The 13,334-nt window shown below is 64.7% G+C and carries 12 protein-coding genes; 7 read left to right on the top strand and 5 right to left on the bottom strand.

What is annotated here, in order from left to right; all coding sequences use genetic code 11:
- Window positions 1–210 precede the first annotated feature (210 nt).
- Complete coding sequence (locus AC1DJT_RS25140; RefSeq protein ID WP_441506663.1) at window positions 211–1,545, top strand: malonyl-CoA decarboxylase; 1,335 nt, start codon at window positions 211–213, stop codon at window positions 1,543–1,545.
- 20 nt (window positions 1,546–1,565) lie between these two features.
- The gene (locus AC1DJT_RS25135; RefSeq protein WP_441506662.1) at window positions 1,566–3,095 is read left to right on the top strand and encodes a malonate--CoA ligase; all 1,530 of its coding nucleotides are present in this window, start codon (window positions 1,566–1,568) and stop codon (window positions 3,093–3,095) included.
- Between the two features lie 15 nt (window positions 3,096–3,110).
- Here AC1DJT_RS25135 and AC1DJT_RS25130 read toward each other — a convergent pair whose 3' ends face one another.
- The 3 genes from AC1DJT_RS25130 to AC1DJT_RS25120 all read right to left on the bottom strand — a co-directional run bounded on the left by AC1DJT_RS25130 (window position 3,111) and on the right by AC1DJT_RS25120 (window position 6,538).
- Window positions 3,111–3,875, bottom strand: coding sequence for an MBL fold metallo-hydrolase (locus AC1DJT_RS25130; protein ID WP_476835095.1), 765 nt, complete (start codon window positions 3,873–3,875; stop codon window positions 3,111–3,113).
- A 194-nt stretch (window positions 3,876–4,069) separates the two neighbouring features.
- The gene (locus AC1DJT_RS25125) at window positions 4,070–5,791 is read right to left on the bottom strand and encodes a Na/Pi cotransporter family protein (protein WP_441506660.1); all 1,722 of its coding nucleotides are present in this window, start codon (window positions 5,789–5,791) and stop codon (window positions 4,070–4,072) included.
- Between the two features lie 156 nt (window positions 5,792–5,947).
- Window positions 5,948–6,538: an NADPH-dependent FMN reductase gene (locus AC1DJT_RS25120; RefSeq protein ID WP_476835094.1), complete on the bottom strand. Its 591-nt coding sequence runs from the start codon at window positions 6,536–6,538 to the stop codon at window positions 5,948–5,950.
- A 75-nt stretch (window positions 6,539–6,613) separates the two neighbouring features.
- Here AC1DJT_RS25120 and soxR point away from each other — a divergent pair, with 75 nt between their 5' ends.
- Window positions 6,614–7,075 carry a redox-sensitive transcriptional activator SoxR gene (soxR, locus tag AC1DJT_RS25115; protein ID WP_441489083.1) on the top strand — a complete coding sequence of 154 codons (462 nt, stop codon included), beginning with the start codon at window positions 6,614–6,616 and terminating at the stop codon, window positions 7,073–7,075.
- A gap of 9 nt (window positions 7,076–7,084) precedes the next feature.
- Here soxR and AC1DJT_RS25110 read toward each other — a convergent pair whose 3' ends face one another.
- Together AC1DJT_RS25110 and AC1DJT_RS25105 are read right to left on the bottom strand one after the other, a co-directional pair.
- Entirely contained in the window at window positions 7,085–7,882 is a 798-nt protein-coding gene (locus AC1DJT_RS25110) for a creatininase family protein (protein ID WP_476835093.1), read from the bottom strand.
- A gap of 25 nt (window positions 7,883–7,907) precedes the next feature.
- On the bottom strand, window positions 7,908–9,299 hold the full coding sequence (locus tag AC1DJT_RS25105; RefSeq protein WP_441506657.1) for an FAD-binding oxidoreductase: 1,392 nt from the start codon (window positions 9,297–9,299) through the stop codon (window positions 7,908–7,910).
- Window positions 9,300–9,563: 264 nt separating this feature from the next.
- Here AC1DJT_RS25105 and AC1DJT_RS25100 point away from each other — a divergent pair, with 264 nt between their 5' ends.
- The 4 genes from AC1DJT_RS25100 to AC1DJT_RS25085 form a co-directional block, all read left to right on the top strand.
- Window positions 9,564–10,592, top strand: coding sequence for an ABC transporter substrate-binding protein (locus AC1DJT_RS25100; RefSeq protein WP_476835092.1), 1,029 nt, complete (start codon window positions 9,564–9,566; stop codon window positions 10,590–10,592).
- Window positions 10,593–10,692: 100 nt separating this feature from the next.
- Window positions 10,693–11,505, top strand: coding sequence for an ABC transporter ATP-binding protein (locus tag AC1DJT_RS25095; protein WP_441489087.1), 813 nt, complete (start codon window positions 10,693–10,695; stop codon window positions 11,503–11,505).
- On the top strand, window positions 11,502–12,392 hold the full coding sequence (locus AC1DJT_RS25090) for an ABC transporter permease (RefSeq protein WP_476835091.1): 891 nt from the start codon (window positions 11,502–11,504) through the stop codon (window positions 12,390–12,392). The genes AC1DJT_RS25095 and AC1DJT_RS25090 overlap by 4 nt, the downstream gene beginning before the upstream one ends.
- A gap of 2 nt (window positions 12,393–12,394) precedes the next feature.
- Window positions 12,395–13,334, top strand: a 940-nt coding sequence (locus AC1DJT_RS25085; RefSeq protein ID WP_476835090.1) for an FAD-binding oxidoreductase, incomplete at its 3' end; no start/stop codon positions are given.

Genomic DNA, 13,334 nt, shown 5'->3' with positions numbered 1-13,334 from the left:
TGGTGAACCTGGCCCATAGCGCCTCCTTCCACTCACGCGAAAAGACTGCACCATCAAAGCCCGGGATCAAACACCTAGCTTCTATGTTCGCATCGGCTTCTCCGAAAACCGCAATCCACTTTTCGGGCCGATGCTCGAGCAGGACAGGCCGTTCATTCCGGCGCAGAAAAACTCGTATAGGATCGCACCACGACGGCAGCGGAGACGGGGATGGACATGGCGTTTCTMGGCGAACTMCTGACGAGTGTGGCGGACCGGGGCCGCGCACTGATCGGCCTTGAGCGTTTTGCCGGGAACCGCAACCGCTCGCTTGACCGGCTTTGCGAGGACCTGCTGTCAGGGCGCGGTGAGGCCTCCGGCATGGCGTTGGCGCARGCCGTTCTCGAGCAATGGGAACGGCTCGATCCGCCCGGGCGCCTCGGTTTCTTCCGCCTGCTGCAGGATCGCTTCGGTCCGGATCAGGAGAAGTTGAACGCCGCCATCGCGCGCTACCAGAATGAGCCGGATGCGGTTGCGATCGCAGCATTGCACATTGCCTCCGAGCCGCGCCGGCAGGAACTTTTCCGCCGGCTCAACCTCGCGCCCGGCGGCACCCATGTGCTGGTCCGCATGCGGGAGGCGTTGTTCGAGGCGATCGAGGCCGACCCGGCCCTGAAGCCGGTCGATGATGATTTCCGGCATCTCTTCGGCTCCTGGTTCAATCGCGGCTTCCTGGTCTTGCGCCGCATCGACTGGCACACACCGGCCAATGTGCTGGAGAAGGTCATCCGCTACGAAGCGGTGCACGAGATTCAGGGCTGGGATGATCTGCGCCGCCGGCTCGAGCCTGCAGACAGGCGCTGTTTCGCCTTCTTCCATCCGCAACTGGTCGACGAGCCGCTAATCTTCGTCGAGGTTGCGCTGACGGGCGCGATCCCACGCAGTATCGCCGAAGTCCTGAGTGAGGGGCGCGAGGTCCTCCCGGCCCAGAATGCGTCCACCGCGGTGTTCTATTCGATCTCGAACTGCCAGGAGGGGCTGCGTGGCATTTCCTTCGGCAATTTCCTCATCAAACAGGTCGCCGAGGACCTGAAGCGCGAACTGCCCGGGCTGGATACCTTCGTCACCCTTTCGCCCGTTCCCGGCTTTGCGCGCTGGCTCGCGGGCATCGTCGCCGAGCCTGGCGACCCGCTGCTCACCAATGAGGAACTCTCCGAGCTTGCGCGCCCGGTCGGCGAGACCATGGCGCTCGACGAACAGGAGAGGGCCCGGCGTGACAAGCTGCTGGGTCAGATGGCGGCGCATTATCTGCTGCGCGCGCGTGCATCGTCGGGGCGGGTCATCGACCCGGTCGCGCGCTTCCATCTCGGCAACGGCGCAAGGCTGGAACGCATCAATATCGGCGGTAATCTCTCGGCCCGGGGCTTGCGCGAGTCGCACGGCGTGATGGTCAATTACCGCTATGATCTCGGCGACATCGAAGCCAATCACGAGGCCTTCGCCAGCCGCAACACCGTCGTCGCTTCGTCCGCCGTCCGCAAGCTGCTCCGTCCCGTCTCCGCCTGAACGAAAACCCGAGACCTGTCATGGCCAATCATCTGTTCGACCTCGTCACCGCGCGCATTCCCGCACCCGACGCGCCCTTCGCGCTTCTCGATGACGGCCGTCGCTACAGCTATGCCGAGATGGTCGCGGTGTCCGCCCGCTTCGCCAATGCCCTGGTGGCGCTCGGCGTGAAGCCGGGCGACCGCGTCGCCGTGCAGGTGGAAAAGAGCATCGAGGCGCTGATGCTCTATCTCGGCACGATCCGCGCCGGCGCCGTCTTCCTGCCGCTGAACACCGCCTACACGCCGGCCGAGATCGAGTATTTCCTCGGAGATGCCGAGCCCGCGGTCTTCGTGTGCGATCCAGACAAGGCCGAGGCCCTGCGGCCCTACGCCGAGAAGGCCGGCGCCAGGTTGGAAACGCTCGGTGTCGCGACAGGGACGCTCTTCGACAAGGCCGGCGGCGCTTCCGCAGAATTCGCCGATGTCGCACGTGGCCCGGACGACCTGGCCGCCATCCTCTATACCTCGGGGACGACCGGGCGCTCCAAGGGCGCCATGCTGAGCCATGACAACCTGGCCTCGAATGCGCTCGCGCTCGTCGACTACTGGCGCTTCAGTAGGGATGACCGGCTGCTGCATGCGCTGCCGATCTTCCATACGCATGGCCTCTTCGTCGCGACCAATGTCGTGCTCTTCGCCGGCGCCTCGATGATCCTGCTGCCGAAATTCGATCCCGAGCAGATCATGAAATACCTGCCGCAGGCGACCTGCATGATGGGCGTGCCGACCTTCTATGTCCGGCTGCTGCAGGATCCGCGCCTGACCAAGGAGGCGACCCGGCATATGCGCCTCTTCGTCTCCGGTTCGGCGCCGCTGCTCGCCGAGACGCATCGCGAATGGCGCGAGCGCACAGGCCACGCCATCCTCGAGCGCTACGGCATGACCGAGACCAATATGAACACCTCCAACCCCTATGAGGGCGAGCGTGTGGCCGGCACGGTCGGTTTCCCGCTGCCAGGCGTGAGCGCGCGCGTCACCGACCCGGAAACCGGCAGGACGCTCGGTGCCGATGAGATCGGCATGATCGAGGTCAAGGGCCCGAACGTCTTCAAGGGGTACTGGCGCAATCCCGAGAAGACCAAGGCCGAATTCCGCGATGACGGCTTCTTCATCACTGGCGACCTCGGCAAGATCGACCCCGCCGGCTATGTCCATATCGTCGGGCGCGGCAAGGACCTGATCATTACCGGCGGCTACAATGTCTATCCGAAGGAAGTCGAGACCGAGATCGACGAGATGCCGGGCGTGATCGAGAGCGCGGTCATCGGTTGTCCCCATCCCGATTTCGGCGAGGGCGTCACGGCCGTGGTCGTGGTCAAGGCCGGCGCCGAGATCACCGCCGCGTCGATCTCGAAGGCGCTCGACCAGCGCCTCGCCAAGTTCAAGCTGCCGAAACAGGTCTTCATCGTGCCCGAACTGCCGCGCAACACCATGGGCAAGGTTCAGAAGAACCTGCTGCGCGACAGCTATCGCGACATCTACGCCAAGACCGCCAAAGCGGGGGAGTAACCCAGCACCGCGCGGTCAAACCCGCGCGGGCTCCCTGATTTCGATGGTTTCGCCGTCTCCGGGGATCAACAGGCGCTCTGGCCCGATACCGCGCTGTTCGGCGGCCTTGCGCAAGGCCGCCCGGTTGACGCTGGCGTGGTCGAGCGCTTCCATATGGGTCGCGATGACGATGGCCTCGGGGGCTGCTTCGCAGAGTGCCAGCGTCTGGGCGTCGTCCATCACGATCAGGCTGCTGTCCCAGAGGGCACCGCAGGAATGGGTGACGATCACATCCGGCGCGGTCGCTGAAACCGCTTCGAGCAGCGGCGGATAGAGAATGCTGTCCCCGCACCAATAGAGGGTCGGCTCGCCTGGGGCCTCCAGGCTGAAGCCCATGACGGGCCCCATCTTCTCGACGACCGCGCCGCTGCCATGCTGCGCCGGGACGCGCTTCAGGATAATCGGTCCGATCCGCTGGAAGCACTCCACGGGGCTGACTGACTGGAAGCCCGCCTCCACGATCCTGTCCTCGTCGCCGGGGCGGCAGGTCAGCGGCAGATATTTGGGAATGCGCTCCTTCGYGACGCTGTCGAAATGGTCGGAATGCAGGTGCGAGACGATCACCTGGTCGACACCATCGAGAATGCTCTCGATCGGCTCGGGCAGCTCGACCATCGGGTTTGCGGATTTGCCGGTGAAAGATGGACGGCCGTGCATGGGGCCGAAATCAGGGTCGATCAGGAATGTCCTGCCCGCATAGACAAGCTTGAGCGTGGCATTGCGGAGGAGTTGGAGCCGCATGAGTGTCTCCGGATAGTGGCAATGCAGCTCATCATGCGTTCTCCCACTCGCCAGCGGCCAGTTCTATTTTGTGAAGTCGATAGTGCTCAGCGTTGATCAATGCTCGCTCCGGATTGAGATCAAGGAGAAACCCTCGGAGCCTCCCAAAGACCTACGCCTTTGGACTATACATCCGCGAGGGCAGGCGAGCGGGCTCAGCCCTTGGGTTGCGGTACCATGCCAAGATCGAAATCAGCCTCGGCAGCGGATGCTTCGCTGTGCCTGAGGCGGCTCTCCCGCAATTCGCCGGCCGTCTCGAGGATGGGATAGGCGATCGACGTGATGTGCCCGTGGATGCGCTTGAGATCGCGCAGCACGTCGAGATGGATCGAGCTCGTCTCGATCGATTCCGGCACGCCGCTGCGCAGCCGCTCATAATGGCTTTCGGTCGCGCGGCGCTCGGCGGAACGCATCACGGCCTTCTCATCGAAGAGTTGACGCGCCAATGCGATGTCGCGTGTCGCGAGGACGTTCAAGGCCAGCCGCAGGCTGTGGGACACCCGSGCATGCAGTGCGCTGATCTCGGCAAGCCCCTCCGCCGAGAAGCGATAGCCCTTGCGGATCTTCTTCTCGGCCAGTTCCCGGAGGTTCTTGTCGATGACGTCGCCGATATGCTCGAGATTGGTGTTCAACGTGACGATCTCGAGCAGCCGGCGGCTTTCCTCCGTGCTCAGCTCGGACCGGGACAGCCGTACCAGATAGAGCTTGATCGCCTCGTGGATCGTGTCGACACCGTCATCGGCCTGCGAGATCTCGCGGGAGAGCTTGATCTGGTCGCCATCGAGCAGGGTCAGCGTGTCCTTCAGCATCTCGCCGACGCGGTCGCCGAGATGGAGCGTCTCGCGCATCGCGCAGGCAAGCGCTTCCGATGGGCTGTCGAGCACACCGGGGTCGAGATAGAGCGGGCGGATCACGCGTTCGTTTGTCGGCGCGCTCGGCATGAGCCGCAGGACGAGGTTGGAAATTGGTGTGATGAAGGGCAGGAACAGCAGCCCGCCGGCGATGTTCAGCGCCAGATGCAGCTCGACTGCGAGCCGTCCGGGATGGAGAGACAAGGACGAGAACCAGCCGGCGAGCGGGCCGGCGAACGGGATCACGATGACGGCGATGACGAGGCGCGTCAGCAGATTGGCGACCGCGACACGGCGCTGCGCGATCGGGGCGCCGAGCTGGTCGATGACCGGGACCAGGGCATTGCCGAGATTCGCTCCGACGATCAGTGTCACGGCCATGGTCGGGGAGAGCAGCCCGCCCGACCAGAACGAAGCGATCAGCAGCACGATGGCAAGGCTGGAATGGGTCAGCCAGGTCGCGGCGACGGCCACAAGCACGGCGATGACCGGCTCGCCGGCCAGTGCCTGCAGAATCAGCTTGAAGGTCGGAGACTGTGCGAGCGGAGCGGCAGCGGATTTCAGCTCGACGAGCGAGAGCAGGATGAGCCCGATGCCGACCAGGACACGGCCGATATTGCGGGCCCGGTCCATCGCCTCGTTGGCGAGGTAGAGCGCCACACCGACTGCGAGGCAAAGCCCCCAGATCCAGCCAAGATCGAGCGAGACGAGAAAGGCTGCGAGCGCCGTGCCGATATTGGCTCCGAGCAGCACGGCAAGCGCCATCGGCAGGGTGATCAGCGATTGGCCCGCGAACGAGGAGAGCAGCAGCGTCGTCGCCGTCGAGCTTTGCAGCACCAGAGTCACCGCCGCTCCGCTCGCCAGCGCCGTGAAGCGGTTGCGCGTGAAACGCGCGAGCGCCTGTCGGAGCGAGGAGCCGAAAGCCCGCGTGGCGCCCGTCCTGACCAGGCGCACGGCCCAGATCAGCAGAGCCACCGCCCCTGCGAGGTGGATCAGGACCGAGGTGGTGCTGTCGACTGCGTTCATCTCGTACGGTGGTCTCCGAATCGGGGGTGCCAAGGGCCTCGCGAAGCGCAGCCAATCTAGCTGAATTTCATTAGCMGTCTTATAAAATATGTAGGTTGAAAGGGGCCATTTGATGACCCCTCTCCGACCTATTGTCGTCGGTGATTGCTGATCGGTTCAAGCCGCGAATGTACCATAGGGGACGTTTTCCCGGGCATCGCGCAGCGCTGTCGCCCACCAGTGCAGTTGCGCCAGCATGGTTGCCATCGCCTGCTCGGCCTTGGTCGCATCCAGGAGCTGGCCGGTCTCGTCGAACTGGCTCCAGGCATGCGCAAAGCAGACAACGTCGCGGATAGTGGCCGCATGCAACTCGTTGAAAACCTGGCGCAACTGGTCGATGGCGCGCAAGCCGCCCGAGACGCCGCCATAGGACACGAAGGCGACCGGCTTGCCGCGCCACTCCGCCCCGACGAGATCGATCAGGAACTTCAGAGGCGCCGGATAGCCGCGGTTATATTCCGGCGTGACCACGATGAAGCCATCGGCGCGCCCGATCCGCTCCCTGAGCAGGCGCACTGTCGGAGTTTCGCCGCGTGGGTGGCGCTTCGGCAGGTMGAGCGTCAGCGGATCGATGACATCAACGACGAAGGGGCCTTCGCCTTCGATCTGCGACAGCGCCCAGTTGGCCACCCGGTCGCAGAGCCGCCCCTCACGGGTGCTGCCATAGATCAGGGCGAGGTGGATCCTGCGGTCTAACGGGCGGTGCATGGTCGCGCTCCAGGCTGCTTGCACATCGGAAGCGCAGGGTTATAAAACCTCAAGCAAGGTTAAGGTCAAGCGTCGATGAGCAAAGCGGATCACGCCCATTTCTTCGATGAGATGAGCGTCGGCGAGGTGGCGAGGCGCAGCGGGCTCGCTGTCTCCACCATCCATTTCTATGAGGCGAAAGGCTTGATCCGGAGCGCGCGGAGCAGCGGAAACCAGCGCCGCTATCCGCGCGAGGTTCTGCGGCGCGTGGCGATCATCAAGGTGGCGCAGCGCACGGGAATCCCGCTGAAGACGATCGGCGACGCCTTCAAGGCCTTGCCATCGGAGCGCACGCCGACGGCGGAGGATTGGTCACGCCTGTCATCGGTCTGGAAGGTTGAGCTGGAGCGCCGGATCGACCGGTTGACGCGGCTGCGCGACCACCTGACCGACTGCATCGGCTGCGGCTGCCTCTCGGTGAAGAGCTGCCCGCTGCACAATCCCTGGGATCGGTTGGGCGAGCAGGGCGCGGGACCGCGCCTGCTCGACCCCGATTGAGGCTGCCGGTTACGACGCCTTGTGCAGTTGCGAGAGCGGGAACCTGGCGACGTCTGCCAGCAGCTCGGCAAAACCCTTCGCCTGAAGGGCCGCTGTCGCCTTGCCCTTTTCTGCCGTCGCCAAGCTGGCATCGCCTGCCGCGCCGCTGGGGTTGACGTCCTGCGCCATCCAGGCATGCGCATGTAGGCCAGTTGGCCTGAGCCAGGCGTACTCGCCCTGCATCTGGATCGTGCTTGGCTCGAAATGGCCGGCCTTGCCCATGTCGACGAGGTCCGGCCGGAAATGCAGCATCAGCGAGGTCTCGATGTCGCCGGCATGGATGCCGTGATTGGCATCGAGATCGGCATAGACGCCTTGCGGCAGACCGAAGGCGCGCCAGGCGGTGGTGACAGCCAGCATGCCGTGGCGCACGCGCAGTTCGCGCGCGACCACCTTCATCGGGTCGATATTGCCGCCATGCGAGGTGACGATGATGAGCTTGCGCAGGCCGGCGCGCCGCACGCTTTCGCCGATCTCGAGCCAGCTCTGCGTTGCGCTMTCCCAGGACAGCGTCAGCGTGCCCGGCGAATGCAGATGCTCGTTCGACTTGCAGATCGGCAGCGTCGGCAGCACCAGCACATCGAGATTGGCGGGAACCAGCGGCATCGCCTCGGCCAGCATGGAATTCATGATGGTGGTGTCGACCGAGACCGGCAGATGCGGCCCGTGCTGCTCGATGGCCGCCAGCGGCAGCACCGCCACCGTGTTGTCGGGCGACAGCCCCTCGAAATCGGTGGTCTTCAGGTCGCCCCAGAAACGCGCGCTCATCGCTCAATCCGTCCTTGTCTGCTCGTCATTCCGCCGCCTGCGCAGCATCGGCTTGCCAGTTCAACAGCTTGCCGGGGTTCATCAGTCCTTGCGGATCGGCGATCCGCTTGAACTCCGGTTGCGGCGCATCGACCTTCTTCCAGCCGGCATTGTTCAGGACCCAGCTATGCGGGTTCGAGGCCTGGATGCCCGCTTCTTCGGCCTGCGCCATGATCTCGTGCAGGCGCTCGGCCGTGGTGAAGCGCACCAGCGGCAGGCTGGAATGGTAGACCTTGCCCTGCCGGCGCTGGAACTCGATGTGGAAGAGCACATCCTCGTGGAAATGCGTCTCGGCCCAGGCCAGCAGTTCGAGGTTGCGGACCGGCGGGAAGCGCAGTTGCAGATAGGTGATGTCGGGGTCGACCTTCAGCGCATGCAGCGTGGTGTGGTTCCAKGTGTATTCGTAGAGCGGGCCGGGCGCGCCCTTCTCGCGATGCTCCCCGAATGCCGCGGCGCGGGCTTCAGCCGCTGCGCGCGAGAAGGTGACCGTTCCGCCCATCTCGGCAATCAGCCGGTCAAGCTCGTCGCCCTGCGGCTCCGAGACCATCAGGATGGCAAAGGCCTTGTTCTCGCCCAGCCAGGGGGCGAGCCGGCGCAAATACGGGGCAATGCGCGGATCGTGGATGCTGATCAGCTTCTTGGCGATACCGTCGCATTCGGTGAAGGCCTGGCCGAAGGCGGCCGCCTGGCCAAGGGTCTCGAAGGTCGCGATCCGTTCTGCCCAAGCATGGGCGGGTGCCAGTGGCACCTCGACCTCGGTGATGATGCCGTTGACGCCATAGGCGTGCATGACCTTGAGGATGTCCTTGCCGCGCAGCTCGATCAGTCGCGGCTCGGGCTCGACCGTCATGACTTCGACGGCGATGACCGCGCCTGGATTGTCGATCTGCCCCCAGGTGCAGGAACCGGCGCCGGCAGCTCCGCCGGCGATGAAGCCGCCGAGCGTTGCCTGTGCCCGGGTCGAGGGATGCATGCGCAACTCCTGCCCGAGCGGGGCAAGCGCCTTGTCGATATCGAGCATGTTCGCGCCAGCCTCGAACCGGCCCGCGCCGAGCGTGGTCGAGACCACACGGCTGAACCGGGACAGGTTGAGCACGACCCCGCCTTCGAGCGGTACGGCCTGGCCGTAATTGCCGGTGCCGCCGCCGCGAACCGTCAATGGCACGCGATGGCGCGCGCAGGCCGAGGCGACGCGGCGAACCTCGTCCTTGGTCTTCGGCAGGATCACGAGTTCAGCCTGCTTGCCCTCGAGATCCGGCTTCAGCACGGGGGAGAACCAGAAGAAGTCGCGGCTGTGCATCCTGAGCGACGGCGCGTCGTCATAGATGGTCAGATCTGCGAGTTCGGCGCGAAGTGCGGAGAGGGCAGGGCTGGTCATGCTGATCTCGGATTCCGTGGACGGCGCCACCATAGCCGGAAGTGCCGGCGGAGGAAGCCGCGTGGCCGCATGGCGCCGTCGCGGCTGTTGATCACTTCAGGTGTTGCAGATCTGGCGAGGAATTGGGCAAATGCCCGATCTCTGTGCGTAATAGTGCGATGCCGGATTTCCAGCGCGCCTGGCAGCGTGGCATATATGTTGCTCGCTGGTGGCCACAGCGCGGCGCGGACGCCGCTGGCTAGCCTGTTCCTGGAGGTCCGTTCCATGACGATGAAGTATCGCGTGAGCCGTCGCGCTGCGCTCGGCCTGATCGGCGGCTCGGCCGCTTCCGCCCTGATCCCGGTTCCCGGAGCCAGGGTCAATGCCCAGACGCTGGACAAGGTCAGCTACCAGACCAACTGGCGCGCCCAGGGCGAACATGGCGGCTTCTATCTCGCCCTCGCCAACGGCATCTACAAKAAATACGGCATCGACGCCGATATCCGCATGGGCGGCCCGCAGCAGAACCCGTCGCAGCTCCTGCTCGGTGGCCGGGTCGACATGATCATGTCGAACTCGTTCGAGGCGATCCGCTATGCCCAGGAGAACCTGCCCTTCCTCTGCATCGCCTCGATCTTCCAGAAGGACCCGCAGGTCCTGATCTCGCATCCGGGCCAGGGCAACGACACGCTGGCTGCGCTCAAGGGCAAGCCGATCCTGGTCGGCGCCGGYGGACGCACCAGCTTCTGGCCCTTCCTGAAGGCGAAGTTCGGTTTCACCGACGAGCAGATCCGGCCCTACACCTTCAACATGGCGCCGTTCCTGGCCGACAAGACGATCTCGCAGCAGGGTTTCCTGTCCTCTGAGCCCTTCGCGATCCGCAAGGCCGGCGTGAACCCGGTCGTGCACCTGCTCGCCGATTCCGGCTTCGGCAACTACAACACGACCATCAACATCTCGAAGAAGATGGTCGCCGAAAAGAAGGACGTGGTGCAGCGCTTCGTCACCGCGACTCTCGAAGGCTGGGCCGAGTACATGAAGGGCGGTCCGGCGATCGAGGCCGCCAATGCGCTGATCCTCAAGGACAATCCCGACATGGACGGCGAGAAGCTCGCCTATGCCCGCCAGGTCATGAACKAGAACGGCATCGTGCTCTCGGGAGACGCGCTGACGCTTGGCATCGGCGCGATGACCGATGCGCGCTGGGCCGATTTCTACAAGATGATGACGGAGGCCGGCGTCTTCCCTGCTGGCATCGACATCAAGAAGGCCTATAGCCTCGAGTTCATCAACAAGGGCGTCGGCAAGGCTTAGGCGGCTTCCGCCCTTCATGGACCCCGGGTCGGCGCGGCGGCGCCGATCCGTCCGGGATGACCGGAAGACGTTCGACAGCAGCAAGATGGATCATCAGGCTTTGGACACAGCCTATCTGAGCAGACCTCATGTCGAAGGCAGCGGCGCCAGGCCGCTCGTATCAGTCCGGCATGTCTCGAAGCAGTTCGCCAACGGCACATTGGCCGTGCGCGACGTCAATCTCGACCTTGGCACGGGCGAGTTCATCAGCCTGCTCGGCCCCTCGGGCTGCGGCAAGTCGACCTTGCTGCGGATGATCGCAGGCCTGGGTGCGCCATCGACGGGCACGATCGACTGGCCGACGACGAGTCATGACGCCTCCGGCAAGCCGGAGCGCGATCTCGGCTTCGTCTTCCAGGACCCGACATTGATGCCCTGGGCGGATGCCCTGTCCAACGTGATGATGCCGCTGATCCTCAAGCATGTGCCGAAGCGCGAGGCGCAGGAGCGCTCGGCCGAGATGCTGGCGCTGGTCGGGCTGAAGGGCTTCGAGAAATCCTATCCGCGCGAGCTTTCCGGCGGCATGAAGATGCGCGTCTCGATCGCCCGTGCGCTGGTGATGCGGCCAAAGATCCTGCTGATGGACGAGCCCTTCGCGGCGCTGGACGAAATCACCCGTCACCGCCTCAATGACGACCTGCTCGAGCTCTGGTGGAAGACGAAGTTCACCGCCGTCTTCGTCACCCATTCGGTGTTCGAGTCGGTCTACCTGTCGAAGCGCATCGTCGTCATGGCGGCTCGTCCCGGGCGCGTCATGGCCGATCTCGACGTCGATGCTCCCTATCCGCGCGACGAGCTGTTCCGCACCTCGGCCGATTACGCGCATCTGTGTCGTGTCGTTTCCGGCAAGCTCAAGGAGGCGATCGGCTCATGAGCGCGCCGTCCCTGGATACCACCATGCCGCATGTGCCCCATGACGGGACCGATGCGGAAGCGCGCCCGATCTTCGCGGCCGAGCCCCGCATCCTCGGCCTGCMCGCCAGCGCCTGGCCCCGCATCCTGGCGCCGATCGCGGTTGGCGTGCTGGCGCTTGGCCTGTGGGAGTTCCTCGTCCGCTGGAAGGAGATCCCACCCTATATCCTGCCCGGGCCGGTGCTGATCGGGCAAACGCTGATCGCCGACTGGGGCACGCTTTCGGGCTCGCTCTGGATCACGCTGCGCATCACCTTCATGGCGCTCTTCGCAGCCGTGGTCGTCGGCGTCACGCTGGCCGTGCTCTTCACCCAGTCGAAATGGCTGGAGATGTCGCTTCTGCCTTATGCGGTGGTCCTCCAGGTCACGCCGATCGTCGCGATCGCGCCGCTGATCATCATCTGGGCCGGCGACATCAACCTGTCGCTGCTGATCTGCGCCTGGATCGTCGCCTTCTTCCCGATCCTGTCGAACACGATCCTCGGGCTGAACTCGGCCGACCACAACCTGATCAATTTCTTCCAGCTCTATGGCGCGACGCGCTGGCAGACGATGCGCTATCTCAAGCTGCCGGCCGCGCTGCCTTACTTCCTGGCGGGCCTGAAGATCTCCGGCGGTCTTGCCCTGATCGGCGCGGTGGTGGCGGAGTTCGTTGCCGGAACGGGAGGGAGCGAGTCGGGCCTCGCCTACCGCATCCTCGAAGCCGGTTATCAGCTCAAGATTCCGCGGGTCTTCGCCGCCCTGATCATGATCTCGCTCTCGGGCATCGCGATCTTCCTGGTGACGAGCTGGATCTCGCATCTGCTGTTGCGGCGCTGGCATGAAAGCGCGCTGAAGCGGGAGAATTGATCATGAACGCCGTCCCGGACCGCAAACCGAGGGCGGTTCAGCCCYCGCGCTACGATATCGCGGGCTTCAAGACCGATATCGCCGACATCCCGCTGATCGATGAGCCGCAGGTCGTGCGCAAGCGCTCGCGCGACTTCTTCTGGTACTCGCCGATCCTCAATGCCGAACTGGCGAACAAGTCGGCCGATATCATCGTCTGTCCGCGCGACGAGGCCGATGTGGTGGGCGTTGCGGCGGCCTGTGCCAGGCGACGCATCCCGCTGACGGTGCGTGCCGCGGGAACCGGCAATTACGGTCAAGCCGTGCCGCTTGAAGGCGGCGTCCTGCTTGATATCACCGCACTGACCGCGATCGAGTGGCAGAAGCCCGGCGCGATCCGCGTCCAGGCCGGCGCCAGGTTGCTCGATATCGACATGGCGACCCGGCCATCCGGCTACGAATTGCGCATGCATCCCTCGACCAAACGATCGGCGACTGTCGGCGGCTTCGTCGCGGGCGGCTCGGGCGGCGTTGGGTCCGTGACCTATGGCGGCCTGCGCGAACCGGGCAATATCCTGGCGGCCCGCGTCGTCACGGTGGAGGAGCAGCCGCGCATTCTCGAGCTGCGCGACGATGCAGCCCAGAAGGTCAACCGCGCCTACGGCACGACCGGCATCATCACCGCGCTCGAAATGCCGCTGGCCCCGGCCTGGCCGTGGATCGACGTCATCGTCGCCTTCGACGATTACATGGAGGCGTTCCAGGCCGGCTATGAAGTCGCCCTGGCAGACGGCGTGGTCAAGAAGCTGGTGACGCCGATCTCATCGCCGATCCCGTCCTATTTCGGCGCGTTGAAGCAGCATTGCCCGCCAGGCAAGAGCATCCTGATCTGCATGATCGCGGAGGCCTCGCTCGGCCCCTTCAAGGCGATCATCGGTGCGCGCGGAACGGTGACCTATGAGG

This window comes from Allobosea sp. 05T422_2 (genome assembly GCF_056396265.1).
This window is presented reverse-complemented; position numbering and strand designations above follow the sequence as displayed.

Excerpts from the sequence above, each read along its gene's own strand:
- AC1DJT_RS25135 (WP_441506662.1), top strand. The coding sequence starts at position 1,566 with ATGGCCAATCATCTGTTCGACCTCGTCACCGCGCGCATTCCCGCACCC.
- soxR (WP_441489083.1), top strand. The coding sequence starts at position 6,614 with ATGAGCAAAGCGGATCACGCCCATTTCTTCGATGAGATGAGCGTCGGC.